The 25,743-nt window shown below is 71.0% G+C and carries 27 protein-coding genes; 13 read left to right on the top strand and 14 right to left on the bottom strand.

Annotated features, from left to right (window positions below; genetic code table 11):
* Positions 1–77: 77 nt before the first annotated feature.
* Complete coding sequence (gene nagB / locus AMK11_RS06930; RefSeq protein WP_073724305.1) at positions 78–863, bottom strand: glucosamine-6-phosphate deaminase; 786 nt, start codon at positions 861–863, stop codon at positions 78–80.
* A 143-nt stretch (positions 864–1,006) separates the two neighbouring features.
* Positions 1,007–1,759 (bottom strand): SDR family oxidoreductase, encoded by a 753-nt coding sequence (locus tag AMK11_RS06925; protein ID WP_073724304.1) that lies wholly within the window; start codon positions 1,757–1,759, stop codon positions 1,007–1,009.
* Between the two features lie 97 nt (positions 1,760–1,856).
* On the opposite strand from AMK11_RS06925, the gene AMK11_RS06920 reads away from it, so the two are divergent.
* Both AMK11_RS06920 and AMK11_RS06915 read left to right on the top strand, forming a co-directional pair.
* Entirely contained in the window at positions 1,857–2,498 is a 642-nt protein-coding gene (locus tag AMK11_RS06920) for a TetR/AcrR family transcriptional regulator (protein ID WP_073725636.1), read from the top strand.
* 364 nt (positions 2,499–2,862) lie between these two features.
* Positions 2,863–4,338 (top strand): sensor histidine kinase, encoded by a 1,476-nt coding sequence (locus AMK11_RS06915; protein WP_073724302.1) that lies wholly within the window; start codon positions 2,863–2,865, stop codon positions 4,336–4,338.
* A gap of 193 nt (positions 4,339–4,531) precedes the next feature.
* Here the strand turns inward: AMK11_RS06915 and AMK11_RS06910 are convergent, their stop codons facing one another.
* A complete protein-coding gene (locus AMK11_RS06910; protein ID WP_003973730.1) occupies positions 4,532–4,789 on the bottom strand; it encodes a WhiB family transcriptional regulator in 258 nt (85 codons plus the stop codon).
* A 319-nt stretch (positions 4,790–5,108) separates the two neighbouring features.
* Positions 5,109–6,077, bottom strand: a complete 969-nt coding sequence (locus tag AMK11_RS06905; RefSeq protein ID WP_073724300.1) for a diacylglycerol/lipid kinase family protein — start codon at positions 6,075–6,077, stop codon at positions 5,109–5,111.
* A 127-nt stretch (positions 6,078–6,204) separates the two neighbouring features.
* On the opposite strand from AMK11_RS06905, the gene AMK11_RS06900 reads away from it, so the two are divergent.
* Positions 6,205–6,651: a hypothetical protein gene (locus AMK11_RS06900; protein WP_073725634.1), complete on the top strand. Its 447-nt coding sequence runs from the start codon at positions 6,205–6,207 to the stop codon at positions 6,649–6,651.
* Between the two features lie 29 nt (positions 6,652–6,680).
* On the opposite strand, the gene AMK11_RS06895 is transcribed toward AMK11_RS06900, so the two are convergent.
* The 3 genes from AMK11_RS06895 to AMK11_RS06885 form a co-directional block, all read right to left on the bottom strand.
* Entirely contained in the window at positions 6,681–7,766 is a 1,086-nt protein-coding gene (locus tag AMK11_RS06895; protein WP_079187290.1) for an RNA polymerase sigma factor SigF, read from the bottom strand.
* On the bottom strand, positions 7,763–8,176 hold the full coding sequence (locus AMK11_RS06890) for an anti-sigma regulatory factor (RefSeq protein ID WP_019326945.1): 414 nt from the start codon (positions 8,174–8,176) through the stop codon (positions 7,763–7,765). Before AMK11_RS06890 ends, AMK11_RS06895 begins: the two co-directional genes overlap by 4 nt.
* A gap of 248 nt (positions 8,177–8,424) precedes the next feature.
* A complete protein-coding gene (locus tag AMK11_RS06885) occupies positions 8,425–8,685 on the bottom strand; it encodes a UBP-type zinc finger domain-containing protein (RefSeq protein WP_073724296.1) in 261 nt (86 codons plus the stop codon).
* Between the two features lie 61 nt (positions 8,686–8,746).
* Here AMK11_RS06885 and AMK11_RS06880 point away from each other — a divergent pair, with 61 nt between their 5' ends.
* Complete coding sequence (locus AMK11_RS06880) at positions 8,747–10,339, top strand: Na+/H+ antiporter (protein WP_073724294.1); 1,593 nt, start codon at positions 8,747–8,749, stop codon at positions 10,337–10,339.
* Positions 10,340–10,350: 11 nt separating this feature from the next.
* On the opposite strand, the gene AMK11_RS06875 is transcribed toward AMK11_RS06880, so the two are convergent.
* Complete coding sequence (locus tag AMK11_RS06875; protein ID WP_073724292.1) at positions 10,351–11,259, bottom strand: 1-aminocyclopropane-1-carboxylate deaminase/D-cysteine desulfhydrase; 909 nt, start codon at positions 11,257–11,259, stop codon at positions 10,351–10,353.
* Between the two features lie 37 nt (positions 11,260–11,296).
* On the bottom strand, positions 11,297–11,875 hold the full coding sequence (locus AMK11_RS06870) for an N-acetylmuramoyl-L-alanine amidase (RefSeq protein WP_073724290.1): 579 nt from the start codon (positions 11,873–11,875) through the stop codon (positions 11,297–11,299).
* Positions 11,876–12,203: 328 nt separating this feature from the next.
* Between AMK11_RS06870 and AMK11_RS06865 the strand changes: the two genes are divergently transcribed.
* From AMK11_RS06865 to AMK11_RS06840, 6 genes are all read left to right on the top strand, one after another.
* Positions 12,204–13,610 (top strand): family 2B encapsulin nanocompartment shell protein, encoded by a 1,407-nt coding sequence (locus AMK11_RS06865; RefSeq protein WP_073724288.1) that lies wholly within the window; start codon positions 12,204–12,206, stop codon positions 13,608–13,610.
* Between the two features lie 88 nt (positions 13,611–13,698).
* Positions 13,699–14,835 carry a family 2 encapsulin nanocompartment cargo protein polyprenyl transferase gene (locus AMK11_RS06860; protein WP_073724286.1) on the top strand — a complete coding sequence of 379 codons (1,137 nt, stop codon included), beginning with the start codon at positions 13,699–13,701 and terminating at the stop codon, positions 14,833–14,835.
* Between the two features lie 333 nt (positions 14,836–15,168).
* Complete coding sequence (locus tag AMK11_RS06855; protein WP_073724284.1) at positions 15,169–15,774, top strand: GNAT family N-acetyltransferase; 606 nt, start codon at positions 15,169–15,171, stop codon at positions 15,772–15,774.
* A 53-nt stretch (positions 15,775–15,827) separates the two neighbouring features.
* Positions 15,828–16,412, top strand: a complete 585-nt coding sequence (locus AMK11_RS06850; RefSeq protein WP_073725632.1) for a dihydrofolate reductase family protein — start codon at positions 15,828–15,830, stop codon at positions 16,410–16,412.
* A gap of 3 nt (positions 16,413–16,415) precedes the next feature.
* Positions 16,416–17,051, top strand: a complete 636-nt coding sequence (locus tag AMK11_RS06845; protein WP_073724282.1) for an ABC transporter ATP-binding protein — start codon at positions 16,416–16,418, stop codon at positions 17,049–17,051.
* Positions 17,048–18,592, top strand: coding sequence for a hypothetical protein (locus AMK11_RS06840; RefSeq protein ID WP_073724280.1), 1,545 nt, complete (start codon positions 17,048–17,050; stop codon positions 18,590–18,592). The genes AMK11_RS06845 and AMK11_RS06840 overlap by 4 nt, the downstream gene beginning before the upstream one ends.
* An 80-nt stretch (positions 18,593–18,672) precedes the next feature.
* Here the strand turns inward: AMK11_RS06840 and sodN are convergent, their stop codons facing one another.
* Positions 18,673–19,068 carry a superoxide dismutase, Ni gene (gene sodN / locus AMK11_RS06835; RefSeq protein ID WP_003973716.1) on the bottom strand — a complete coding sequence of 132 codons (396 nt, stop codon included), beginning with the start codon at positions 19,066–19,068 and terminating at the stop codon, positions 18,673–18,675.
* A 145-nt stretch (positions 19,069–19,213) separates the two neighbouring features.
* Here sodN and sodX point away from each other — a divergent pair, with 145 nt between their 5' ends.
* Entirely contained in the window at positions 19,214–19,651 is a 438-nt protein-coding gene (gene sodX, locus AMK11_RS06830) for a nickel-type superoxide dismutase maturation protease (RefSeq protein WP_073724278.1), read from the top strand.
* Here the strand turns inward: sodX and AMK11_RS06825 are convergent.
* Complete coding sequence (locus AMK11_RS06825; RefSeq protein WP_073724276.1) at positions 19,555–20,184, bottom strand: CGNR zinc finger domain-containing protein; 630 nt, start codon at positions 20,182–20,184, stop codon at positions 19,555–19,557. The two genes, sodX and AMK11_RS06825, sit on opposite strands and share 97 nt — an antisense overlap.
* A gap of 100 nt (positions 20,185–20,284) precedes the next feature.
* On the opposite strand from AMK11_RS06825, the gene AMK11_RS06820 reads away from it, so the two are divergent.
* Positions 20,285–21,070, top strand: coding sequence for a class I SAM-dependent methyltransferase (locus tag AMK11_RS06820; protein WP_073724274.1), 786 nt, complete (start codon positions 20,285–20,287; stop codon positions 21,068–21,070).
* Between the two features lie 71 nt (positions 21,071–21,141).
* On the opposite strand, the gene AMK11_RS06815 is transcribed toward AMK11_RS06820, so the two are convergent.
* From AMK11_RS06815 to AMK11_RS06805, 3 genes are read right to left on the bottom strand one after another with little or no spacing between them, the layout of a single operon-like run.
* The gene (locus tag AMK11_RS06815) at positions 21,142–21,903 is read right to left on the bottom strand and encodes an amino acid ABC transporter ATP-binding protein (protein WP_073724272.1); all 762 of its coding nucleotides are present in this window, start codon (positions 21,901–21,903) and stop codon (positions 21,142–21,144) included.
* Positions 21,900–22,850, bottom strand: coding sequence for an amino acid ABC transporter permease (locus AMK11_RS06810; protein WP_073724270.1), 951 nt, complete (start codon positions 22,848–22,850; stop codon positions 21,900–21,902). Before AMK11_RS06810 ends, AMK11_RS06815 begins: the two co-directional genes overlap by 4 nt.
* Before the next feature lie 29 nt (positions 22,851–22,879).
* A complete protein-coding gene (locus AMK11_RS06805) occupies positions 22,880–23,839 on the bottom strand; it encodes an ABC transporter substrate-binding protein (protein ID WP_073724268.1) in 960 nt (319 codons plus the stop codon).
* Between the two features lie 641 nt (positions 23,840–24,480).
* Between AMK11_RS06805 and AMK11_RS06800 the strand changes: the two genes are divergently transcribed.
* A complete protein-coding gene (locus AMK11_RS06800) occupies positions 24,481–25,707 on the top strand; it encodes an NAD(P)-dependent malic enzyme (protein WP_073724266.1) in 1,227 nt (408 codons plus the stop codon).
* The last annotated feature ends 36 nt before the right edge of the window (positions 25,708–25,743 follow it).

Here is a 25,743-nt window from a genome sequence, read left to right as displayed (position 1 = left end):
GACGACGGAGGGCGTCGTCCACCCAGGACGGCGCCCTCTCCGCACGCGGCTGTCCGGTCGCGAGGGACCGGGTGCGCTCAGATCCCCTGCCAGTCGGGCTTGTGGGCGTACGTGTGCCGGAAGTAGTCGGCGAGCTTCAGCTTGGAGGCGGCGGCCTCGTCGACGACCACCGTGGCGTGCGGGTGCAGCTGGAGCGCGGAGGCCGGGCACACGGCGGCGACAGGCCCCTCGACGCTCGCGGCCACCGCGTCCGCCTTGCCCTCGCCGGTGGCGAGCAGCACCACGTGCCGGGCCTCCAGGATGGTGCCGATGCCCTGCGTGATCACGTGGTGCGGCACCTGGTCGATGTCGCCGTCGAAGAAGCGCGCGTTGTCGACGCGGGTCTGCTCGGTGAGCGTCTTGATCCGGGTCCGGGAGGCGAGCGAGGAACACGGCTCGTTGAAGCCGATGTGCCCGTCCGTTCCGATCCCCAGCAGCTGGAGGTCGACGCCGCCGGCCGCGCCGAGCGCCTTGTCGTACGCCTCGCACGCGCCCTGTACGTCCGCCGCCGTGCCGTCGGGGCCCATGAACGCGTCCATGCCGATGCCCAGCGGCTCGAGCACCTCGCGCCGCAGCACCGAGCGGTACGACTCCGGGTGCTCGGCCGGGAGCCCCACGTACTCGTCGAGCTGGGCGATCCGCGCCCGCGCGGTGTCCACGGCACCCGAGCGCACCTTTGCGGTCAGCGCCTCGTACACCGGCAGCGGCGTCGAGCCGGTGGCCACCCCGAGCAGGGCGTCGGGCTTGCGCCGGAGCAACTGCGCCATGGCTTCGGCTATCAACTCGCCGCCTGCCCTGGCGTCGGGAACGATGACAACTTCCACGCTTGCCTGCCGTTTCGAAGAGAGGACTCACCCGGGGTCCGGGACTGGCTATGTGGTTTAGACCAATCTAACAGAGCGGGGCCCCGCGGGCGCGTCGAAACGGTCGGGCGGTGCGGCCTGACGGTGGCGCTCTCACGCCGGGGTCACGTCAGCGAACCTCCCGTCGCGTCCACCCAGCTCCCCGTGATCCACCGGCTCTCGTGCGAGGCGAGGAACGCGACCACGTCGGCGACCTCGGCCGGGGCCCCCACCCCGCCCAGCGCGGAGAGCGCCGCCGCCCGGCCCCAGCCGTCCGCGCTCCCGTGCAGCATCTCGGCCGTGTTGTCCGTGTCGATGATGCCGGGCGCCACCGAGTTCACGGTGATGCCACGAGTGCCCAGCACCTTGGAGAGGTCACGCGAGAGCACGTCCAGCGCGCCCTTCGTCATCGAGTACGCCATGTTGTCCGGCATCACCGCGGTGCGGGCCAGTCCCGACGAGATGTTGACGACCCGGCCGCCGTCGCGCAGTCGCTCCATGCCGTGCTTGAGGATGAAGAACGGTGCCTTCACGTTGACCGCGAAGACCGCGTCGTACTCCTCCTCGCCTATCTCCCCGATGGGGCGCGTACTGCCGATCCCGGCGTTGTTCACCAGGATGTCCAGCCCGTCGGCGTGCCGGTCGAACTCCTCCCACAGCGCCTCGGCCGCTCGGGGAGCGCGCAGGTCGGCCTCGATCGCGAACGCCGAGCCGCCCGCCGCCTCGATGGCGGCGACCGTCTCCTTCGCCGCCGCCCCGTTCCTGCCGTAGTGCACGGCGACCCGGGCGCCGTCGCGGCCCAGCCGCTCCGCGATCCCTCGCCCGATGCCCCTGCTCGCTCCCGTGACGAGAGCCGTCCTGCCCGTAAGCACGCCCATGTCGGCGCCCCCTCCGAATTTATCTAGCGGTCGCTACAGAGAAGACCGTACAGCAGGCCGGCGCCATTTTTCTAGTGGCCGCTATAAAATGCACTCCATGGTGAGCAGTGACGAGAAGAACGACCTGGCCGGGACGCCGGTCCGAAGTGCCAGGACCCGTGGCCGCCCCCGTTCCTTCGATCGCGCGACGGCCCTGGAGAAGGCGCTGATGGCCTTCTGGGAGCACGGGTACGAGGCGACGTCGGTCTCCGACCTCACCCGTGCCATGGACATCGGCGCCCCGAGTCTCTACGCCGCCTTCGGCGACAAGCGTTCGCTCTTCGAGGAGGTCGTCCAGGAGTACGGCGCCCGGTACGGCTCCTTCGGGGACCGCGCCCTCGCCGAAGAGCCGACGGCACGGGCGGGCGTGGAGCGGATGCTGCGCGAGGCCGCGGCCGAGTACACCGCGCCCGGGCGCCCGCACGGCTGCCTCGTCATCCACGCGGCCGCCAACTGCTCGACCGCCGAGGTCGAGGAGTCCCTGCGCCGGCGGCGCAACGCCAACATCGCCGCGATCGAGAGCCGGATCGATACCGACGTCGCCGCGGGAGTGCTGCCCCCGGACACCGACGCCGCCGCCCTCGCCCGGTACACCGGTGCCATGATCCAGGGCATGTCCCAGCAGGCGCGCGACGGCGCGAGCCGGACCGAGCTGGAAGCCCTCGCGGAAATTGCCCTGGCCGTCTGGCCCCGTGCCTGAGCCAACGGGGTTAGGCTTCTGCCGGGTGCTCGGACGCCCGAGCAGTCGGTGGACGCGACAACGACGAACGGCGTTCACCGCATGGACACGGCGAGTGGTCTAGTCCACAATGGCAACTGAGACACTTGCCGTGAGTATCACGCAAGGTGATCGTCAGGCTTCCGCCTTCCCCGCACAGGAGGGCGGACCGAGGAACCGGTGCTCTCTGCCCTGACTGCCCCGGCTCCTCATCCTTCGGCCGACCGGGACCGCACACCCCACGGCCGTTGTTGCTCCGGGCTGCGGTGCCGGGAGGGTTGAGGGTCCCTCTCAGGCGCCGCGGCCCGCGGGTGTTCCCGGGAAACCGCCAGGTACGCTCAGCCACGTGCCCTCCATGAACGAACTCGTACGCCAGCACACAGCACTCGACGACTCCGACCTCGAGTGGCTCCACCTGCTGGTCTCGGAGTGGCAGCTCCTCTCCGACCTCTCCTTCGCCGACCTGGTCCTGTGGGTCCCCACCCGCGACGGCACGCGTTACGTCTCCGTCGCCCAGATGCGCCCCAACACCGGACCCACCTCGTACCAGGACGACATGGTCGGCCACCTCGTCCCGCGCGGCCGGCGGCCCATGCTGGACGCTGCCCTGGACGAGGGCCGGATCGTGCGCGAGGGCGACCCGGAGTGGCGCGAGGAGGTCCCGGTCCGCGTCGAGTCCATCCCCGTACGGCGTCAGGGACGCGTCCTGGGCGTCATCGCCCGCAACACCAACTTGCTCACCGTGCGCACCCCGAGCCGCCTGGAACTCACGTACCTGCAGAGCGCCTCGGACCTCGCCCAGATGATCGCGGCCGGCGCCTTCCCGTTCGAGAACCAGCAGGTCGACATGGACGCCTCGCCCCGCGTCGGCGACGGCCTGATCCGGGTGGACGGCGACGGCATCGTCCAGTACGCCTCCCCGAACGCGCTGTCGGCCTACCACCGCATGGGCCTCGCCGCCGACCTGGTCGGCCATCACCTCGGCCGGACCACCGCCGAACTCGCGCCGTCGCGCGGCCCGGTGGACGAGGCGCTCGCCAAGGTGGCCAGCGGCTGGGCACCCCGCGAGTTCGAGATCGAGGCGCACGACGGGGTCATCCAGTTCCGCGCCATCCCGCTCAAACCCAAGGGCACCCGCATCGGATCGCTGGTGCTCCTGCGCGACGTCACGGAACTGCGCCGCCGCGAGCGCGAGTTGATCACCAAGGACGCCACCATCCGGGAGATCCACCACCGGGTGAAGAACAACCTCCAGACCGTGGCGGCCCTGCTGCGCCTCCAGGCGCGGCGGATCGAGTCCGACCGGGGCCGCGAGGCGCTGGAGGAGGCCGTGCGCCGGGTCGGCTCCATCGCGATCGTGCACGAGACGCTCTCCCAGAACCTGGACGAGCGCGTGGAGTTCGACGAGATCGCCGACCGCGTGCTGGCGATGGTGGCGGAGATCTCACCGGGCCGGGTCACCGGCCGGCGCACCGGTCGCTTCGGCATCCTGGACGCGGAAGTCGCCACCCCCCTGTCGATGGTGCTGACCGAAGTCCTGCAGAACGCGCTGGAGCACGGCTTCCGGGAGAGCGACACCGGCACGGTCGAGGTCTCCGCCGTCCGCGGCGGCACGACCAAGGAGGCCCGGCTCCTGGTCACCGTCCAGGACGACGGCATCGGCCTGCCCGAGGACTTCGACCCGCACCGCTCGGGCAATCTCGGCCTGCAGATCGTGCGCACCCTGGTCGAGGGCGAGCTCGGCGGCAGTTTCGACATGGTCCCCGCCCCCGAGCGCGGCACCCGGGTGATCCTGGACATCCCGGTGCCCACGCAGAAGTAGCGGAAGGGCCGCGGTCCGGCCCGGCACCGCTCCGGACAGCAAAAAGCCCCGGACCCGTGAGGGTCCGAGGCCAGTGCTCGTGCGATCCATCGTCCGATGCGCATCGGGGGTACTGCGCGCTGCGGCTCGGGAGCGGGGGTTGTGTACGCGCTGTACACGCCGCCAAGCTCAGGCTGTCAGCAGGGGTGGCTGGTCAGGCGGAAGCCTGACGAGCCCGGTTGCGGGCGGCACGGCGCTTCATCGCGCGGCGCTCGTCCTCGCTGAGACCACCCCAGACGCCGGAGTCCTGACCGGACTCGAGCGCCCACTGCAGGCACTGCTCCATGACAGGGCAGCGACGGCAGACGGCCTTGGCTTCCTCGATCTGCAGCAGCGCGGGACCGGTGTTGCCGATGGGGAAGAAGAGCTCGGGGTCTTCCTCGCGGCAAACGGCGCGGTGACGCCAGTCCATGGCTGCTACCTCTCCTTGGTATGACATGCAGGGTGCTTGTGAATGTGAACGCTTTCACGAATCCCTCAACAAGGGAAGGGCCTACCGCCAGGTTGCCCGGCGTGGTCCTGTGGTTTGAAGAGGGGTTCTGGTGATCTGTGGAGGCCGGTCTTGCGGGCCGTTCCGATCGCCAAGAAGAGACTCGCAAACCTCGGCGGCGGATACAACCCCTTCCGGAAAGTTTTTTTTGATTCATCGGTGTCGACTAGGTCACAGCCGTACTTCCTGGGGGTGGATCCTGGTCTAAACGTTCGAGTGAAAGGACTTTAGCCCCTTCTGCTCACACAATCACACGCAGTGCACGGCGTACGCCTGTGAACGCCACGCTGGTCCGCAGCCCCAGGTGGTCACCGTCCATCTGGAGGGGCAGTGGCACCTTCGAATGCAAGGTGAAGTCGGTCAGGTCGTGCAGGGAGACGGCGTGCCGGCCCCGGGGTCCGCGCTCGGGGGACGAAGTGAGCAACTGGGTCCCATACCGGGCGACCGCGGCCGTCGACAGGCGGCTGAGGCCGAAGACGTCGAGCGCGGTGTCGAACGAGGCCTTCGGCGACGCGTAGATCGGGCGATTGCCGAGGAACGTCCAGGGGCACGTGTTCGAAACTATGGACAGCACCAGATCGGTGACCGGGTCCTCACCCGCCCGCTCCAGGGTGATCGTCCCGCTGCGACGGTGCGGCTCGCCGATGAGCGCGCGCATCACCTGGCGGACGTAGAGGGCGTGCGTCGACTTCTTGCCGCGTTCGCGGTGCTGCTCGACGCGGCCCACCACGCCGGCGTCGAAGCCCAGTCCGGCGTTGAAGGTGAACCAGCGGGCCGGCACCGCCTCGTCCTCCGTGCCGGGCGCGCCGGAGGCCAGACCCAGTCCGACGGTTCGTTCGCTGCCGTCGCGCAGCGCGTCGAGCAGAGCGCCGGTGGCCTCCACGGCGTGGTTGGGCAGGCCGAGCGCGCGGGCGAAGACGTTCGTGGAGCCGCCGGGGACCACCGCGAGGCCGGGCAGGTGCTCCGGATCGGGGCCGGCGTGCAGCAGGCCGTTGACGACCTCGTTCACCGTGCCGTCGCCGCCGAGGGCCACCACCAGCTCGATGTCGTCGCTCAGCGCCGCCTGCCGGCCGAGGTCGCGCGCGTGCCCGCGGTACTCCGTGGTGACGGCCTCCAGCTTCATCTCGCTGGCGAGCGCGTGGATCAGGACGTCGCGCGTGCGCGCGCTCGTGGTGGTTGCCGCCGGATTGACCACGAGAAGTGCACGCATGCTGTGCAGGGTACCTACTGGGCGGTACCCGGCCCAGCCCGAGGGGAAGATCGCCGCGGGCCGCGGTGCGCGCGTCGTGCCGGACGCCCCCACGGGCGTCGGTGCCGGCGAGGGCTACCCTTCAGGGGTGAGCAGCGAGCAGAACCCCACCCCCGAAGCCGCCGAAGAGGCGGGCCCCCGCCCCGGGCGGCTGACCGCCGCCGCAGCCCTGGCCGCTCTGGAGGGGCTGGCGCTCGTCGTCGGCGGAGCCTGGATGCTGGTGGGTGGTCTCATGGGCCACCCCGACGACCGGACCTCCGCCGTCACCGGTGGCGTCACCCTGATCGTCCTCGCCCTGCTGCCGCTGCTCGCCGCCCGCGGCCTGCTCGCGCGACGGGGCTGGAGCCGGGGGCCCGCCATCGTCACGCAGATCATGGCGCTGCCCGTGGCCTACAACATGCTGACCGCCGACAGCGTCGCCATCCCGGCGGGCATCGCGCTCGCCGTCGTGGCGGTCACGTCGCTGGTGCTGCTGGTGAACCCCGCGACCACCCAGGCGCTCGGCATCCGGGGCCCCGGCAGCGCGCAGAAGTAGCCGGCACTCGGCGCTCTCCGCCGCCGCGGCTACTCCTCGACCAGCAGCTTCTCCCGCAGCTGTGCCAGGGTGCGGGCCAGCAGCCGCGACACGTGCATCTGGGAGATGCCCACCTCCTGGGCGATCTGCGACTGGGTCATGTTGCCGAAGAAGCGCAGCAGCAGGATGCGCTTCTCCCGCGGCGGCAGGTCCTCCAGCAGCGGCTTGAGCGACTCGCGGTACTCGACGCCCTCCAGCGCCTCGTCCTCGGCGCCGAGGGTGTCCGCGACCGCCGGGGATTCGTCGTCGGTGTCCGGGACGTCCAGGGACAGGGTGGAGTACGCGTTGGCCGACTCCAGGCCCTCCAGGACCTCCTCCTCCGAGATCGACAGCTTCTCGGCGAGCTCGTGCACGGTGGGGGAGCGGCCGTGCAGCTGCGAGAGCTCCGCGGTGGCCGTCGTCAGGGCCAGCCGCAGCTCCTGGAGCCGGCGCGGCACGCGTACCGCCCAGCCCTTGTCCCGGAAGTGCCGCTTGATCTCGCCGACGACCGTGGGGGTCGCGTACGTGGAGAACTCCACCCCGCGGTCCGGGTCGAAGCGGTCGACCGACTTGATCAGTCCGATGGTGGCGACCTGGGTGAGGTCGTCCAGGGGCTCCCCGCGGTTGCGGAAGCGGCGCGCGAGGTGCTCGACGAGGGGGAGGTGCATGCGGACGAGCCGGTTGCGCAGCTCCGCGTATTCGGGGCTGTCCTTCTCCAGGTTGCGCAGCTCGGCGAACATCAGGCGCGCCCCGCTGCGGTCCTGCGGGTCGTGGCGCGTGCCCTGCGTGCCCCGTGCACCCGGCGCGTCGTCCTCGGCGTGTCGCTCGTGCTCGCTCATCGTCCCGCCCGTTGCCCTTTCCCGAGCCTTCGCCTCCGCTCGGACGGGCCGCACGGGGGTGTCCCCGCTCCGCTGCCCGTCGCCCGGGACGACGGCCTCGGGCGAGGCCTCGTCCTGAGGATGCGGCCGGGCCTGCTCGGGGATGCCGTCGATGCCGTCCGCCATGCCTCGGGCCTCGTTCCCGGCACGGGTGCCCTCGGCCGGCCGCTCCCGTGTGCCGCGCTCTTCGTCCCGCACCGGCCCGTCCCCGTTCCTCACGCCGGCCCGGGTCCCGCGCCGCGCTGTTTGTAGAGACTGATCGAAACGGTGTTGTCCTCGTCCACGGCTGAGGAGACCTTGCCCGCGAGGGCGGACAGCACGGTCCAGGCGAAGGTGTCCCGCGAGGGGGCGTGTCCGTCCGTGGTCGGCGCCGAGACGGTGACCTCGAGCGAGTCGTCGACGAGGCGGAAGACGCAACTGAGCACCGAGCCGGGCACGGCCTGCTGGAGCAGGATCGCGCAGGCCTCGTCGACTGCGATGCGCAGGTCCTCGATCTCGTCGAGGGTGAAGTCCAAACGGGCCGCGAGGCCGGCCGTGGCCGTACGCAGCACCGACAGGTAGGCACCCGCGGCCGGCAGCCGGACTTCGACGAAGTCCTGGGTCGCGGGCTCGCCTGCGATCTGGGACACCCTCACCTCCAAGGTGGTACAAGCGTTACAGGGCCGAGGTCCATCTCGGGGTAACGCGATACGTGGTTCAGCGGTGACGTTATCGCGCTCCGAAGTTTCCTGTCCCCGAGACCCCAACCCCTTGCTGTCACTCATAGTAAACACATGAACACGCACAGTGGCTAGGGGTTCGGCGGGCTCAAATCGGAAGAGCGCGCGCCGGGTTGACGTACCCAGGCCTCAGACGGTCGAACCGTCCCTGGCCGAGGTCACACGAGTACGTGATCCACGAAACACCAACGCCAGTCCTCCCCGGGCTCGAAGGTGCGCATCACCGGGTGGCCGGTCTCCTCGTGGTGCGCGGTCGCGTGCCGCCTCGGCGAGGAGTCGCAGCAGCCGACGTGGCCGCACACGAGGCACAACCTGAGCTGCACCGGGTCCGTCCCCTCGGCCAGACACTCCGGGCAGGTATCGCCGAGCGGCTCCGGTTCCGGGTGCGGCAGCGCGTCGGCGTGCGTGCACTGTTTCATGATTGCCAGGTTACGACGGGCGTGCGGATCACCGCGTGGACGACGAGGGCAGGCGAGGACGATGGACGTGATGCCGCTGCTGTTGTTGGTGGCGGGCAGCGCCGCGATCGCCGCGGCCGGCCGGCGGCTGCCGGTGCCGGCGCCGCTGCTGCTGGTGGCCGTGGGCCTGGCCGTGAGCTACGTGCCCGGCGTGCCCGACTACACCCTCGACCCGCACATCGTCCTCCCGCTGCTGCTGCCTCCGCTGCTCCACACGGCGGCCACCGACAGCTCCTACCTCGATCTGCGGGCGCAGCTGCGGCCCGTCGCGCTGCTCTCCGTCGGCTACGTGCTCTTCGCGACCTTCGTCGTGGGCACCGCCGCGTACCTGATCGTGCCGGGCCTGCCCCTGACCGCGGCCCTGGTGCTCGGCGCGGTGGTGGCTCCGCCCGACGCCGTCGCGGCGACGGCGGTGGCCCGCCGGGTGGGGCTGCCGAACCGGATCACCACGATCCTCCAGGGCGAGTCCCTGGTGAACGACGCCACCGCGATCACCGCCTTCCGGGTGGCGCTCGCCGCGGCGGTCGGCGAGGGCGCGACCTGGGCCGGCGGCATCGCCGAGTTCCTGATCGCGGCGGTCGGCGGCGTCGGCGTCGGGCTGGTGCTCATGGTGCCGCTGCACTGGCTGCGCACGCACGTGAAGGAGGCCCTTCTTCAGAACACGCTCTCCCTGCTGATCCCGTTCGTCGCCTACGCGGTCGCGGAGCAGGTGCACGCGTCCGGGGTGCTCGCGGTGGTGGTCGTCGCGCTGTTCCTCGGCCACCGCGCGTGGGAGGTCGATTTCGCCACCCGCCTCCAGGAGGACGCGGTCTGGAAGATGGTCGCCTTCGTGCTGGAGTCGTCCGTGTTCGCGCTCATCGGCCTCCAGCTCCCCGTGGTGCTCGAGGGCCTCGGGGGCTACGAGGGCACCGACGCCGCCTGGTACGCGGTCGCCGTCTTCCTGGTGGTCGCCGTGACCCGCTTCGTGTGGGTGTATCCGGCGACCTTCCTGCCGCGCCTGTCGGCACGCGTCCGCGCGCGCGAGGGGGACCTCTCCTGGAAGGGGCCGTTCGTGATCGGCTGGGCGGGGATGCGGGGCGTGGTCTCGCTGGCCATCGCCTTCTCCATCCCGCTCACGGTGCACGGTGGCGGTCCCTTCCCCGAGCGGAACCTCATCCTGTTCCTCACCTTCACCACGGTCATCGGCACGCTGGTCGTCCAGGGCGTCACCCTGCCGCCGCTGATCCGCCTGCTGAAGTTCCCCGCCCACGACGTCCAGGCCGAGACGCTGGCGGAGGCCAATGCCCAGGCGCAGGCCTCCCGTGCCGCCGAGCAGCGCCTGGACGACCTCCTCGCCGACGAGCGCAACGCGCTGCCGACCCCCCTCGCCGACCGTCTGCGCACGGTCCTGGAACGTCGCCGCAACGCCGTCTGGGAACGGCTCGGCCAGGTCAACCCCGTCACCGGGGAGAGCGTCGACGACACCTACCGGCGGCTGTCGCGGGAGATGATCGGCGCCGAGCGGGAGGTCTTCGTGCGGCTGCGGGACGGCCGCTACATCGACGACGAGATGCTGCGGACCCTGTTGCGCCGGCTGGACCTGGAGGAGGCGGCGGCATACCGGGAGACGACGTAGGCCGGCCGGGGTCAGGGGAAGGGGCGGCCGGTGACGACCGCGGCCACGGTCGTCCCGCGCGGGAAGGCGCCCTCCTCGGCCAGGGTGACCAGGGCGTGCAGCATCTTGGCGACGTAGACGCGCTCCACGGGCAGGCCGTGGCGGCGTTCGAAATCCTCGGCGAAGGCGTCGAGCCCGGCGGTGGTGCGGGCGTAGCCGCCGAAGTGGAAGCGGTCGTCGAGGCTCCAGTCGCCGCGCGGCCCGCCGAACGCGCGGTCCTGGAGCCGCCGTATGTCGTCGGTCAGGAAGCCGCCCTTGAGCACGGGTATGCCGAGCACCCGCCGTCCTGCGGGCAGCCCCGCGGCCAGCCCGGCGAGCGTGCCGCCGGTGCCGCAGGCGAGCGCGACCACGTCGGCGTGCTCGCCCAGTTCCCCGCCGAGCGCCCGGCAGCCGCGTACGGCCGCCGGGTTGCTGCCGCCCTCGGGCACCACGACCGCGTCCTCGGCGCCCACCGCGCGCAGGAGCGCCGCCAGGACGTCGGGCTCGGTCTTGCGGCGGTACGTGGAGCGGTCGGTGAAGTGCAGTCGCATGCCGTCGGCCGCGCACCGGGCCAGCGAGGGGTTGAGCGGCCGGCCGGCCAGTTCCTGACCGCGTACCACGCCCACCGTGGGCAGCCCGAGCAGCCGGCCGGCGGCGGCCGTGGCGCGCAGGTGGTTGGAGTACGCGCCGCCGAACGTGACGACGGTGCTCCCGGTCGCGCCGGCGAGGTTCGGAGCGAGTTTGCGCCACTTGTTGCCGACCAGGTCCGGATGGATCAGGTCGTCGCGCTTCAGCAGCAACCGGAGCCCGCGCCGCTCGAACCGCTCGTCGGCGACCTCCTGCAAGGGAGAGGGCAGACGCGGTCGCAGAGCGGAGAGCTCGGAGGTGAAGGTGCCGGTCACTCCGCCATTGTCCCGCCGCGCGCTACCGGCGCACGCCTCAATTCAGCCGGTCGCGGATCCGCTCCCGCATCGACCCCATCGAGAACCCCCGCGGGTCCACCTTCCCGGGCTGCCATTCGAGGTGGCCGATGACGGATCGTTCATTCCAGCCGTGATGGCGGCAGACCGCGGCGGCGGCCCGCTCGATCGCCTCGAGCTGCGCGGCCGGCCAGGGATCGTCCCCGTCACCCAGGTTCTCGCACTCGAAGCCGTAGAAGTGACGGTTGCCGTCGGTGTTCGACTCGTTGTCCCGGGGCAGCCCCTTCTCCGCGATCACAGCGCGCAGTACGTCGTCGTCGCCCAGGCCGGCGTGGTTGGCCCGCCCGTACCCGACCAGATGGACCTTGCCGTCCTTGGTGATGACCCCGTGGCACAGCGGACCCGGCAGCCCTTCGTAACCCTTGCGGCAGATCTCCACGGTCCGCGCGCTTCCTTTGGTGACCGTGTGGTGGATCATCACACCGTGCACAGGACCCCAGGGCCCCTTGTGGTTGCGGTTGTGATCCCGCCAGTCGCCGACCTGCACGACGGTGAGGCCCTCCGCCTTCAGTGCCTTGAGGAAACTGCTCGCGGACATGGGTGAGGCCACGGCCGACTCCTTCACGCTGCGCGACGACCGCCCGGCGCGACCGCCTCGTACGGTGCTTCTACCGAAACGGACTGCTCCCTACGACTTGTTCGGTCCCCGTGCGAGCCGTTTCGGCCAAGGTCATCCCGGCCAACGGCTCTGACCTGCGCCGGACAAGTCGGCGATACGCCGGACAAGCTCCCATGTCTGCCCCGGCCGACGGTGATCCATTCCCGCTCTTTCGGGTAATAGCACCGGCACGCTCCGTGAGGAAGGCTGGTCCACGCACATCGATGCCGGGCGCAGCCGTCCGGCATGACCGGGAGGGCAATTCCTTATGTCGGTAGGCGAAGAGGTCCGCACCGAGCAGACCAGGCCGCAGCAGAGCCTCGGCACGGCGGCCGCGCGGAACCTGGCCACCACGACCAAGTCCGTTCCTCAGATGCAGGAGATCAGCTCCCGCTGGCTGCTGCGCACGCTTCCCTGGGTCGACATCCAGGGCGGTACGTACCGGGTGAACCGGCGCATGACCTTCGCCGTCGGCGACGGCCGGGTCACGTTCGTGAAGACCGGCGACCGCGTCGAGGTCATCCCCGCGGAGCTGGGCGAACTGCCGGCCCTGCGGTCGTACGAGGACGAGGAGGTGCTCTCGGAGCTCGCGCAGCGCTGCGAGCAGCGGGAGTTCGGGCCGGGCGAGGTGATCGCCTCGTTCGGTGCCCAGGCCGACGAGGTGTACCTGCTGGCCCACGGCAAGGTGGAGAAGGTCGGCACCGGCCCCTACGGCGACGACGCGGTGCTCGGCGTCCTCGCCGACGGCGCCTACTTCGGCGACGAGGCGCTGCTGGACGGGGACGCCATCTGGGAGTACACCGCCCGTACGGTCACCGCCTGCACGGTGCTGGTGCTGCCGCGTCAGGAGGTGGAGCAGGTCGCGGAGCGCTCGGACTCCCTGCGCTCACACCTCGAGGAGCGCCGCTCGCTGCCCGAGCAGCCCACCAACAGGCACGGCGAGAAGGCGATCGACCTCTCCGCCGGCCACAGCGGTGAGCCGGACATCCCGCACACCTTCGTCGACTACGAGGCGCGGCCCCGCGAGTACGAGCTGAGCGTCGCCCAGACCGTGCTGCGCATCCACTCGCGCGTGGCCGACCTCTACAACCAGCCGATGAACCAGACGGAGCAGCAGATCCGCCTGACCGTCGAGGCGTTGAAGGAGCGCCAGGAGCACGAACTCATCAACAACCGCGAGTTCGGCCTGCTGCACAACTGCGAGTACGACCAGCGGATCCAGCCGCACGACGGCGTGCCCGGCCCGGACGACCTCGACGAGCTGCTGAGCCGCCGGCGCGGCACCAAGCTGCTCCTCGCCCACCCGCGTGCCATCGCCGCGATCGGCCGCGAGTTCAACCGGCGCGGACTCGTCCCCGAGACGATCGACGTAGCCGGCAACCGCATCCCGACCTGGCGCGGTGTGCCGATCTACCCGTGCAACAAGATCCCGGTCACCGAGGCCCGCACGTCCTCGATCATCGCGATGCGTACGGGCGAGCAGGACCAGGGCGTGATCGGGCTGCGCGCCACCGGCATCCCCGACGAGATCGAGCCGAGTCTGTCGGTGCGGTTCATGGGAATCAACGAGCAGGCCATCATCAAGTACCTGGTCACGGCCTACTACTCGGCCGCCGTCCTCGTACCGGACGCGCTCGGCGTGCTGGAGAACGTCGAGATCGGCCGCTGGCAGTGACGCCAGTCTCCCGAACGCCGTGTTCCCGCCCGCCCGGACGGGTACACCCCCGGGGTACGGTCGCGGGCGCACGGGGGGAGGCGAGTCGATGACGGAGGCTCCGCACGGCACCGGTGGAGCGCGCCGGCCCACCGGAACGCTGGAAAGGGGCGAGCGCATCGGCACACAGCGGGGGGAGGAGCCGGAAGGCTTGTCCGACGGGCACGAGGCGGCGGTGCTCCTACGGGAGTCCCGGGCGTCGGTCGACCCCGGGCTGCGGTCCGCCATCGCGACCCTGCCCGCAGGCATGCGGCGGGTCGCGCTCTACCACTTCGGCTGGCAGCACGCGGACGGCACACCGGCGTCCGGTAACGCGGGCAAGGCGATCCGCCCCGCGCTGGTCCTCGCCTCGGCCGCCGCCCTCGGCGGCCCCGCGGCCCGGGCGGCGGCGGTGCCGGCCGCGGCGGCGGTGGAGCTGGTCCACAACTTCACGTTGCTGCACGACGACGTGATGGACCGCGACAGCACCCGGCGTCACCGGCCGACCGCGTGGACCGTCTTCGGCGACGCCGACGCGATCCTCGCCGGGGACGCCCTCCAGGCGCTGGCCCTGCGGTTGCTCGCCGTGGACCCGCACTCGGCGTCGGCGGCGGCCGCCGCCCGGCTCACCGACTGCGTCATGGAACTCTGCGAGGGCCAGCACGCGGACACGGCCATGGAGAGGCGCGCCCCGGACGAGGTCACTCTCGAGGAGACGCTCGTCATGGCCGAGGCCAAGACGGGCGCCCTGCTGGGATGCGCCTGTGCTGTCGGCGCGCTCTACGCCGGGGCGGCCGACGAGGAGGTCGAGGCCCTGGACGCGTTCGGCCGGGAGGCCGGGCTGGCGTTCCAGCTCATCGACGACGTCATCGGCATATGGGGCGACCCGCGCCGCACCGGCAAGCCGGCCGGCGCGGACCTGGCCGCCCGGAAGAAGTCGCTTCCGGTGGTCGCCGCCCTCACCTCGGGCACCCCGGCCGCCGCCGAACTCGCCGAGCTGTACGCGGCACCGTACGACGAGGGCAAGGAGGACCTGGAGCGCAGCGCCCTGGCCGTGGAGCGGGCGGGCGGCCGTGACTGGGCGCAGGCCCAGGCCGCCGACCACATGGCCCGGGCCATGCAGGAACTGGCCCGCGCGGTGCCCGATCCGGAGGCGGCGGGCGGCCTGCTCGCGCTGGCCGAGTTCGTGACCCGGCGCAGTACCTGACCCTCCCCGGCCGTCCGGCGGCGATCGAGCGCCGGACGGCCGGGCACGACCCCGGAGCCCGCGCAGGGCCGTACGGACCTGACCGACGTACGGTCGCGCCGCCGAGGGCTCCGGCCCGGCGGGTCCCGCACTTCCCCACGGTGTGCGGGGCCCGCCTTCTCGGCGTTCGCCGGGCCAGGGCCTGTCCGGCGGTCAGGTCGCAGGGAACCGACGGCGCCTGATCGCCGCAGATGGGCGTGCCAGACCCCGCGTCTGCGGCATGATCCGCCGGACAGGCCCTAGGCTCAACCGGCGTACGTACGAGCGAGGTTGAGGCGAGAGGGCGGGCGGGGCATGGGTGTGGCGATCCGGACGGCGGGGGAGAGCGACCGGGAACTGGTCGTCCGGCTGCTGGACGAGGCGTTCCAGGACGACCCGGTGAGCGGCTGGGTCTTCCCCGGCGAGGAGTACCGCCGCCGGACCCACCACCGGCTCATGGGCGCCTTCACCGACGCCGTGCTCGCCGACGGGCGCATCGACCTCACGGAGGACGGCGCGGCCTGCGCGCTCTGGCTGCCCGTGCCCGCCGGTGAGCAGCCGGGTGACGGCGCCGAGGACATCCCGGCCCTGGTGCGCGAAGCCGTCGATCCGGCCAACGAGCGGGTGGAGCTGATAGCCCGGCTGACGGAGGGCATCCACCCCTCGGGCCGGGCCCACGAGTACCTGTGGATGATCGGCGTGGCCCCCGGCCGGCAGGGCGAGGGACTGGGCACCGCACTGATCGGGACGGTCCTCGACCGGTGCGACCGCGAGGGGCTGCCCGCCTATCTGGAGGCGAGCAGTGACCGCAGCAAAGGCCTGTACGAACGCCTCGGTTTCGAGTTCACCGGCCGGGCCCTGGTCCTCCCGGACGGCCCCCGGATGTGGCCGATGTGGCGTGAGCCGCGACAAACCCCTTAAACCACTCCCCCCGTAGTACTATGAGTGGAGTGATCAAGGGAGAGGGCAACGTCTTGCGCAAGCTCACGTACTTCATCGCCTGCTCGATCGACGGCTTCATCGGCGGCCCGGACGGCGACGCCGCCTTCATGGTCCCGTTCGTCGACGAGGAGTTCCTCGCGTTCCTGAAGTCGGAGTACCCGGAGACCCTGCCGACCCACGGCCGTCGGCCGCTCGGCATCGACGACCTGCCCAACAAGCGGTTCGACACGATCGTCCAGGGCCGGGCCAGCTACGACCTCGCCCTCAAGGAGGGTGTCACCAGCCCCTACGCACACCTGCGCGAGTACGTCGCCTCCCGCACGCTCACGGAGTCGCCCGATCCCAACGTCGAGATCGTCTCGGCGGACCTGGTCGGCAAGGTCCGCGAACTCAAGGCGGAGGACACCGGCTTCGACATCTACCTGTGCGGCGGATCGGCCGTCGCCGGCGAGCTGTTCGACGAGGTCGACGAGCTGGTCATCAAGACCTACCCCGTGGTGCTGGGCACCGGCATGCCGATGTTCGGGACCGGCTTCGCCGTCACCGAATTCGTCCCGCAGTCGGTGCGGAGCTTCGGCAACGGCGTCGTGGTGCGGACGTACCGCAGGAAGCGCTGACCGGTGACCGGGGTCGCTCCCGTGCTCGCGGCGGACGGTGCGACGGTCGCGCTGGACGGCACGACCCTGCTCGCGCCGACGACGTTCGACGTGCCGCCGGGCGAGTTCTGGTGCGTCACGGGAAGTAACGGGAGTGGAAAGACCACTCTGCTGCGCGCCTTCCTGGGCAGCCGGAGCCTCACCGCCGGCACGTGCTCGATCCGGGGGGAACCCGCCGACATGGCGAAGCCTTCGCACCGCAGGCTCGTGGCCTCGCTCGTCGAACCAGTCCCGGTCGCCCGGGACATGACGCTGCGCGAGCAGGTGACGCTGGTCGCCGCCTCCTGGTATGGCAACTCCGCGGAGACCACCGAGGGTGCCGGACGGATCATGGAGCGAATGGGGCTGTGCCCGCTGGGGGAACGGTTCCCCCACCAGGTCTCGTCCGGCCAGTCCCAGCTCTTCAGCCTCGCGCTGACCCTCGTCCGGCCCGCCGGCGCCGTACTGCTCGACGAACCGGAGCGCCACCTGGACGGTGACCGCGTCGAGCTGGTGGCCGGCCTGCTCGCCGAGCGGGCCGGGGCGGGCACCGCGTTCCTGGTCGCCACCCACGAACCGGCCCTGGTGGACGCGTGCGACGGCCGCGTGGAGCTGGGATGACGGCGCAGCACACCATGACTGCCGACGCCGGCGTCGGGGACCGCGTCCGTGTCGTGTGGCGCCGGTACGCCCGCCGCGGTGACCGTGCCTCGGCGGGCGGACGCGCGTACACCGCCTACCTCGTCGCGCTCTTCGGTGTCTTCTTCCTGGTGCCGGCCCTGGTCGCCGCCGCCGACTCACCCGCGCTCGTCCCCGTGGCGACACCCGCCGACGCGACGCCCCTGGCCTGCGCGCTCGCGGTGACGGTGTGCTGGGGGGCCCAGCTCGCCGCGAGGTTCTGGGGGCCGCTGGTGCTCCAGCCCTTCCTGCTGCACGTGTTCATGTCCACGGACCTGCCTCCGGCGGGCTACCTCGGCACGATCGCACGCCGCCGGCTGCTGTACGCGGGCGCCGCCCTGCTGTCGGCCCTCTGCACGGCGGCCTACCTCACGACCGACCTGTTCGGCCGCCTCGACACGGCGCTGCAAGTGGTGGCGGCCGTCGCCGGTCTCAGTGCCCTCGCCGCGGTGGTGTGGCTGTGGGGCCAGGTGCGGACGGTCGCCGACAACCTCGTGCTCGCCTGCGCCGCGGGCGCCGTGGCGCTCCTCGTGGCGGTGACGAGCCGTCCCGTGCCCCAAGGAGCGGGTGCTCTCTGGCTCGTCGCCGCCGTCACGGCGGCCTCCGCCGCGGCCGTGGGACGGGCGGCCTTCCGGGCCGTCAGCACGGTCGACCTGAGCAGACTGGCCCGCGAGTCGGCACGCGCCTCCCAGGCGCAGGCGTATGTGCTGACGGGCACGCTGCACCACGCGCTCGACCTCTACCGCCCGGAGCCGCGCGGCCTCACCTCGGCCCTGTTCCGGCCCGACGGCCGCCTGCGCGGACACGTGCGCCAGGGCGCGGTCCGGGCGCTGCGCACACCGGGCCGCACCGGCGCGGCCCTGGTGCTCCTGCCGACGGGCGGAGCCGCGCTGACGCTCGGCACGGCCGGGGCGTACGGCGGCCTCGCCGCGCCGCTGTGGACGGCCGGCTGCGTCTGCCTGTACCTGGGGTCCGGGTGGGTGGGCGAGACATGGCGCGGCCTGCGCGACGAGTTGACGCTGGCGCCGCTGTTCGGCGAGGGGTGGGGCGGGGCGCTCACCCGGGCGCTGACCTGGCCCGTCGTCGCCGTGGCGGGCGGGACCGTGCTGGGCGGCGCAGTGGCGGTGGCGGCCCGGTGGCCGCTGTACGGCGGGCGGCTGCCGGACACGGTGTTCCTCGTCGCCGGGTCGGTGATGCTGGTGCTCGGCGCCAGGTTCCTGCGCGAGATGAAGCTGCACCTGCCGCTCGCGTTGCTGCTCCCGGTCGTCACACCGCTCGGCGACCTCTCCGGCCTGCTGATCGTGGCGTGGCAGTTCGACGGCTTCGTCGCCGTGGTGCTCGGCGTCGCCGCGATGAACGCTGTTCCGTCCGCACCCGGTGCCGCGGCGCTCGCGGTCGCCGTCGCCGCGTACTGCGTCTGGACGGGCCTGCGCAGGACCGGATGGGCACACCGGGGTCTGGTCTCCCGCCTGCGGCGGGGCTGAGGGCGGAGACGACCGCACCCGGACCGCCACGACGCCGTGCTCGGCGTCCTGCGGACCGGGTGCGGATTGAAGACCGTGCGTCAGGCCTTCTTGGTCTCCCAGAAGATCTTGTCGATCTGGGCGATGTAGTCCAGCGCCTTCTGGCCGGTCGCCGGGTCCTTCGAACCCTTGGCGGCCGACAGGGCCTTCAGGGTGTCGTTGACCAGCTGGTGCAGCTCCGGGTACTTCTCGAAGTGCGGCGGCTTGAAGTAGTCGCTCCACAGCACGGAGACGTGGTGCTTCGCCAGCTCGGCGCGCTGCTCCTTGATGACCGTGGCGCGCGTCTGGAAGTGCGGGTCGTCGTTGCCGGCCATCTTCTCCTGCACGGCCTTCACCGACTCCGCCTCGATGCGGGCCTGGGCCGGGTCGTACACGCCGCAGGGCAGGTCGCAGTGGGCGCTGACCGTGACCTTGGGGGCAAACAGGCGGGAAAGCATGAAGCGTTCCTTCCTCGTGATCGTCTTCTCAGGGGGGACATTACTCCCTGGGAGGCGCGATTTCGCGAGTGCCCCCGTGGGCTTAGGACAAAAGTCCGGGGTGAGACTGAGACTGGTGGAGGAAACACCGGGGAGGTGCCGGGTCATGCCGGAGCAGTCGTCGCAGGAGACCGAACGCCCGAGAGGGGCGTTGCCTTTCGGCCCGGCCGAGGTGACCGGGCCGTCGATGGTGCCCACGCTCCATCACGGCGACGTGCTCCTCGTGCACTGGGGTGCGCGGGTCCGGCCGGGTGACGTCGTGGTGCTGCGGCATCCCTTCCAGCAGGACCTGCTGGTGGTCAAGCGGGCCGTCGAGCGGCGCGGGGCCGGCTGGTGGGTGCTCGGCGACAACGCCTTCGCGGGCGGTGACAGCACCGACTACGGGGTCGTCCCGGAGGAGCTGGTGCTCGGGCGGGCTCGGGCGCGGTACCGGCCTCTGAAGCCGGGTCAGCGCTCGCCGTTCGCCGTGGGCCGCTGGGCGCTCTCCGCGCTGCGGCCGGTGCTGGCCGACCGGTCCGCCTCCAGGCGCTTGCGGGCGCGGTAGGCCGCCACGTTGGCGCGGGTGGCGCAGCGGTCCGAGCAGTAGCGCCGGGAGCGGTTCGTGGAGGTGTCCAGGTAGGCGTTGCGGCAGGGGGCCGCCTCGCACAGGCCCAGACGGTCCACGCCGTACTCGGTGAGGTGGAAGCCCAGGCCCATCGCCGCGATGGCGGCGAAACCGGCGGTCGCGTTGGACGGGTGGTCCGCCAGGTGCATGTGCCACAGCGGGCTGCCGTCGTCGTCGCGGTGGTCGTGGCCGGAGATCTGCGGGCTCACCGGGAACTCCAGCAGGAGGGAGTTGAGCAGGTCCACGGCGAGGGTCTCGTCGCCGCCATCGGCCGCCTCGAAGACCGCGCGCAGCCGCCCGCGGACCGAGCGGAAGCGGGTCACGTCCGCGTCCGTGGCGCGCCGGGCCGCCGACTGGTTGGCGCCGAAGAGCTCGCGCACGGCATCGACCGAGGTGAGGGAATCCTGCCCCCGGGCCGGTTCCTCGGTGTTGACGAGACGCACGGCGTAGTCCGAGTAATAGGCCAGTTCCACTTGTAGTCCTTACGAAGGGGCTCTATGGTCGTGCCTGCGGTCAGGTAATGACTGATCGCGCTTACAGGGTATTACGTGACGCACGCGATGGAGGGGCTCGATGACGGACGCGGACATCACCACGGCCACCACACCCGCACCGGCGGCCGACTGGCAGGCCTGGCAGGAGAGCTGGGACCGGCAGCAGGAGTGGTACATGCCCGACCGGGAGGAACGCTTCCGGATCATGCTGGACATGGTCGAGGCGCTGGTGGGGCCCGCGCCCCGGGTGCTCGACCTGGCCTGCGGCACCGGCACCATCACGGCCCGCCTGCTGGCCCGCTTCCCGCAGGCCACCAGCACCGGTGTGGACCTCGACCCGGCGCTCCTCGCCATCGCCGAGAGAACCTTCGCCGGCGACGAACGGGTCTCCCTGGTCACCGCCGACCTCAAGGACCCCGACTGGACGGCGAAGCTGCCGTACGACTCGTACGACGCCGTACTGACCGCCACGGCCCTGCACTGGCTCCACTCCGAACCCCTCGCGGCCCTCTACGGTCGGGTCGCGGAGGTCGTCCGCGACGGCGGTGTCTTCATGAACGCCGACCACATGATCGACGAGACGACGCCCCGGATCAACGCGGCGGAGCGCGCGCAGCGGCACGCGGGGATGGACGCCGCCAAGGCGGGGGGTGCGCTCGACTGGTCCGAGTGGTGGCAGCTCGCCGCCAAGGACCCGGTCCTCGCCGGTCCCACCGCCCGCCGCTTCGAGATCTACGGCGAGCACGCCGACGGCGACATGCCCTCGGCGCAGTGGCACGCGCGCGTACTGCGCGAAAAGGGCTTCGGCGAGGCGCGGCCGGTGTGGTGCTCGCCGTCGGACACGCTGCTGCTGGCGCTCAAGTAGGCGGGGGCAATGCCGGAGGGGGCGGTACGGATGTCCGTACCGCCCCCTCCGGCGTGCGCAAGGGCGGGTGCTCAGAGGACCTTGGACAGGAACGCCTTGGTCCGCTCCTGCTGCGGATCCGTCAGGACGTCGCGCGGGTTGCCCGACTCCACGACCACGCCGCCGTCCATGAAGACCAGACTGTCGCCGACCTCACGGGCGAAGCCCATCTCGTGGGTCACGACGACCATCGTCATGCCGGACTCGGCGAGGTCGCGCATGACGTCCAGGACGTCACCGACCAGCTCCGGGTCGAGGGCCGAGGTCGGCTCGTCGAACAGCATCAGCTTCGGGTCCATCGCCAGCGCGCGGGCGATGGCGACGCGCTGCTGCTGGCCGCCGGAGAGCTGCGAGGGGTAGTTGCCGGCCTTGTCGCCGAGGCCCACCCGCTCCAGGAGGGCGGTGGCACGCTCCCTGGCCTGCGCCTTGCTCACGCCCTTGACCTGGACCGGAGCCTCCATGACGTTCTCGACGGCCGTCATGTGCGGGAACAGGTTGAAGCGCTGGAAGACCATACCGATGTCCCGGCGCTTCAGGGCGACCTCGCTGTCCTTCAGTTCGTAGAGCTTGTCCCCCTTCTGGCGGTAGCCGACCAGCTCGCCGTCGACGTACAGACGCCCGGCGTTGATCTTCTCGAGGTGGTTGATACACCTGAGGAAGGTGGACTTGCCGGAGCCGGAGGGGCCGATGAGGCAAAACACCTCGCCCTGCTTCACCTCCAGGTCGATGCCCTTGAGGACCTCGACCGCGCCGAAGGACTTGTGGACGCCCTCGGCCTTCACCATGGCGGTCATGCGGTGCCTCCCGTCGGCTTGGAGCGGCTGGACAGTGACAGCACGTTCGCCTTGATCTTCTGGAACGGGGTGGCCGGCAGGGACCTGCTCGAACCTCGCGCGTAGTACCGCTCCAGGTAGTACTGGCCCACGCTGAAGACCGAGGTCAGCAGCAGGTACCAGGCCGCCGCCAGGAACAGCATCTCGGCCGGTGCGCCGGAGGTCTGGCCGATGTCCTGGGCCGCGCGGAACAGCTCGGGGTACTGGACGACCGAGACCAGTGACGTCGTCTTCAGCATGTTGACGACCTCGTTGCCCGTGGGCGGCACGATCACGCGCATCGCCTGCGGGATCACGATCCGGCGCAGCGTCTTGGTGTGGCTCATGCCCAGCGCGTGCGCCGCCTCGGTCTGGCCCTCGTCGACCGCGAGCAGACCGGCCCGGCAGATCTCCGCCATGTACGCGGCCTCGTTGAGGCCGAGGCCGAGCAGCACCGTCAGGAACGGCGTCATGAAGTCCGACCACTCGTCCCGGTAGACCGGGCCGAGGTTGATGTACTCGAAGACCAGGCCCAGGTTGAACCAGACCACCAGCTGCACCAGGACCGGCGTGCCGCGGAAGAACCAGATGTAGAACCACGCGATGGACGAGGTCACCGGGTTCTTCGACAGCCGCATGACGGCGAGCAGGATGCCGCCGAAGATGCCGATCGCCATGGCCAGGACGGTGATCAGCAGCGTCTTGCCCACACCGGAGACGATCCGGTCGTCGAAGAAGTAGTCGGGGATCGCGCCCCAGTTGATCTTGCCCTGGGAGAACGCGTACACGACCGCGGCCAGCAGCGCGAGCGCCACGGTCGCGGAGACATACCGCCCGTAGTGCCGGACCGGGATGGCCTTGATGGCCTCCGGCCCGGCCGGCGGGGTGTCGGCCGGGCCGCCCGCCGTCTTGTCGATGTCAACAGTCACGGATGTTGCCTTTCAGCGCCCGCCGGGTGTCACTTGCCGGCGTTGACGGTGGCCTCGGTGACGGCGCCTTCCGCCACGCCCCACTTGTCGAGGACCTTCTCGTACTCGCCGTTAGCGATGATCGCGTCCAGCGCCGCCTTCAGGGCGTCCCGCAGCTGGGTGTTGTCCTTGGCGACCGCGATGCCGTACGGGGCGGCCTCGACCTGCTCGCCGACGATCTGGAAGTCCTTGCCGCCGCCGGAGGTCTTCACCGCGTACGCCGCGACCGGGAAGTCGGAGGAACCGGCGTCGGCGCCGCCCGCGCGCAGGCGGGTCTGGGCCTGCTGGTCGTTGTCGTAGGGCTCGATGGTGATCTTCTTGCCGGCCGGGCACTTCTCGTTCTCGGCCTTGGCGAGGTCCTCGGAGACCGTGCCGCGCTGGAGGACCAGCTTCTTGCCGCACAGGTCGGACCAGGTCTTGATGCCCTGGTCGTCGCCCTTCTTGGTGTAGATCGAGACACCGGCGGTGAAGTAGTCCACGAAGTCGACGCCCTGGCCGACCTTCTTGCCGGTCTCGGAGTCGATGCCCTCCTGGCGTTCCTTGGTGTCGGTCATCGCCGACATCGCGATGTCGTAGCGCCCGGAACGCAGACCGGTGATCAGGGTGTCGAAGGTGCCGTTCGCGAACTCGAACTTCACGCCGAGCTGCTTGCCCATGGCGTCCGCGAGGTCGGGGTCGATGCCGACTGTCTTGCCGGACTTGTCCTTGAACTCGACCGGGGCGTACGCGATGTCGGAACCGACCTTGATGACGCCTGCGTCGCGAATTTCCTGCGGCAGCTTGTCGGCCAGCGGGGCCGCCACGGCGGACTGGTCGTCGCTGCCGGAGCCGCTGTTCTCGGTCTGGTCGCCGCATCCGGCGAGCAGCAGGGCGCCTGCGACCGCGATCGCACCGACCGCTGCTGTCCGGGAGTGCGCGGCGGTCGTACGACGGGTGGAGCGTGCGGTCATGGTGGTTCCTCCGGCGGATGAAAGGAGATGCCGATGGGGACGGTGGAGTTCCGGTGGGGCGGGGCGCCTGCCGGGGGACCGGCAGGCGCCGTGGGTCGACGAGAGCACACGCCTTCGAGTGTCGCGACCTCGTGTGATTACGGCATCTTGCCATTCGGACTCGGCCATTCAGGGGGGACGTCATGTCAAAATCGGATAACGGGTGACCCCCCGAACCGCACCAGGCCGGTACAACACGACCGAACCTTTACGGGAATCTCCTCTTCCGGCCGAAAGATCTTCGGCATTCCTGGAAATGCGAAGAGAGTCCGGCGGTGTGCGTGTCCGTCAAGAGCTTGTCGCCGACGCCTGTCAAGGGCTCCGGCGAAGTTGTCCGGATACTCGCCTATGAGTCATGTCACCGACATGCGGCGACCGAGGTCCGGCATGTGAGCTTGCCCTTATCCGACTCGTCGCAGGGGGCATCCGTCGGGTAAGAAGGTTCTTTACACCCCTCATCAGGGGCTCAGGGCGCGTGTGCGGCGCGCCCGTCGCGCAGGCCTCCCTGTGGCCCCAACGGCCATCCACCTGTGCGGTGCCCGCCCATTCCTCACCAGGAGTGGACAAACCCTCAAACCATGAACTCTTAAGGGGTAAGACAAGTGGCAGCGGAGATCGTCAATCCTCGCAGCGACAGCGACGCCGGTACGGAGCAGGAGACGGGGGAGCCCCTCGACTCCTTCGACCCAGCGTTCGCGCTGCACCGCGGCGGCAAGATGGCCGTGCAGGCCACCGTGCCGGTCCGCGACAAGGACGACCTGTCCCTGGCGTACACGCCCGGCGTCGCGAAAGTGTGCAGCGCGATCGCCGAGCAGCCCGACCTGGTGCACGACTACACGTGGAAGTCGTCGGTCGTGGCGGTCGTGACGGACGGTACTGCGGTTCTGGGGCTCGGGGACATCGGCCCCGAGGCCTCCCTTCCGGTGATGGAGGGGAAGGCGATCCTTTTCAAGCAGTTCGGCGGCGTGGACGCGGTTCCGATCGCGCTGGACTGCACGGATGCGGACGACATCGTCGAGACGGTGGTGCGGCTCGCGCCCTCCTTCGGCGGTGTGAACCTGGAGGACATCTCGGCGCCGCGGTGCTTCGAGATCGAGCGCAAGCTCCAGGAGCGGCTCGACATTCCGATCTTCCACGACGACCAGCACGGCACGGCGGTCGTGACGCTGGCGGCGCTGCGGAACGCGGCGCGGCTGAGCGGGCGGACGCTGGGTGAGCTGCGGGCGGTGATCTCGGGTGCGGGCGCGGCCGGTGTCGCCATCGCCAAGATGCTGGTCGAGGCGGGCATCGGGGACGTCGCGGTCACGGACCGCAAGGGTGTGGTCTCCGCCGACCGGGACGACCTGACGCCGGTCAAGCAGGAACTGGCCTCCTTCACCAACAAGGCCGGGCTGTCCGGTTCGCTGGAGTCGGCCCTCGCGGGCGCCGACGTCTTCATCGGCGTCTCCGGCGGTACGGTGCCGGAGCCGGCGGTGGCCTCGATGGCGAAGGGTGCCTTCGTCTTCGCGATGGCCAACCCGAACCCCGAGGTGCACCCGGAGGTCGCGCACAAGTACGCGGCGGTCGTGGCGACGGGGCGGTCGGACTTCCCCAACCAGATCAACAACGTGCTGGCCTTCCCGGGCATCTTCGCGGGCGCGCTGCAGGTGCGGGCGTCGCGGATCACCGAGGGCATGAAGCTCGCGGCGGCCGAGGCGCTGGCCTCCGTGGTGGGCGACGACCTCGCCGCGGACTACGTCATCCCGTCCCCGTTCGACGAGCGCGTGGCGCCGGCGGTCACGGCGGCGGTGGCGGCGGCGGCCCGTGCGGAGGGGGTCGCGCGGCGGTGACCGTGTGACGCCTTGCTTGTGGTGAGCGGCCTCGTC

Origin of the sequence: Streptomyces sp. CB02414 (assembly GCF_001905385.1) — a bacterium.
Classification (GTDB): domain Bacteria; phylum Actinomycetota; class Actinomycetes; order Streptomycetales; family Streptomycetaceae; genus Streptomyces.
This window is presented reverse-complemented; position numbering and strand designations above follow the sequence as displayed.

Bases quoted from the DNA above. Each gene is read 5' to 3' on its own strand.
- AMK11_RS06920 (WP_073725636.1), top strand. From the start codon at position 1,857: ATGGTGAGCAGTGACGAGAAGAACGACCTGGCCGGGACGCCGGTCCGA.
- AMK11_RS06905 (WP_073724300.1), bottom strand. From the start codon at position 6,077: ATGCGTGCACTTCTCGTGGTCAATCCGGCGGCAACCACCACGAGCGCG.
- AMK11_RS06860 (WP_073724286.1), top strand. From the start codon at position 13,699: ATGACGGAGGCTCCGCACGGCACCGGTGGAGCGCGCCGGCCCACCGGA.
- AMK11_RS06820 (WP_073724274.1), top strand. From the start codon at position 20,285: ATGACGGACGCGGACATCACCACGGCCACCACACCCGCACCGGCGGCC.
- AMK11_RS06885 (WP_073724296.1), bottom strand. From the start codon at position 8,685: ATGAAACAGTGCACGCACGCCGACGCGCTGCCGCACCCGGAACCGGAG.
- AMK11_RS06880 (WP_073724294.1), top strand. From the start codon at position 8,747: ATGGACGTGATGCCGCTGCTGTTGTTGGTGGCGGGCAGCGCCGCGATC.
- AMK11_RS06925 (WP_073724304.1), bottom strand. From the start codon at position 1,759: ATGGGCGTGCTTACGGGCAGGACGGCTCTCGTCACGGGAGCGAGCAGG.
- AMK11_RS06840 (WP_073724280.1), top strand. From the start codon at position 17,048: ATGACGGCGCAGCACACCATGACTGCCGACGCCGGCGTCGGGGACCGC.
- AMK11_RS06910 (WP_003973730.1), bottom strand. From the start codon at position 4,789: ATGGACTGGCGTCACCGCGCCGTTTGCCGCGAGGAAGACCCCGAGCTC.
- sodN (WP_003973716.1), bottom strand. From the start codon at position 19,068: ATGCTTTCCCGCCTGTTTGCCCCCAAGGTCACGGTCAGCGCCCACTGC.
- AMK11_RS06855 (WP_073724284.1), top strand. From the start codon at position 15,169: ATGGGTGTGGCGATCCGGACGGCGGGGGAGAGCGACCGGGAACTGGTC.
- AMK11_RS06870 (WP_073724290.1), bottom strand. From the start codon at position 11,875: ATGTCCGCGAGCAGTTTCCTCAAGGCACTGAAGGCGGAGGGCCTCACC.
- AMK11_RS06815 (WP_073724272.1), bottom strand. From the start codon at position 21,903: ATGACCGCCATGGTGAAGGCCGAGGGCGTCCACAAGTCCTTCGGCGCG.
- AMK11_RS06865 (WP_073724288.1), top strand. From the start codon at position 12,204: ATGTCGGTAGGCGAAGAGGTCCGCACCGAGCAGACCAGGCCGCAGCAG.
- AMK11_RS06805 (WP_073724268.1), bottom strand. From the start codon at position 23,839: ATGACCGCACGCTCCACCCGTCGTACGACCGCCGCGCACTCCCGGACA.
- sodX (WP_073724278.1), top strand. From the start codon at position 19,214: ATGCCGGAGCAGTCGTCGCAGGAGACCGAACGCCCGAGAGGGGCGTTG.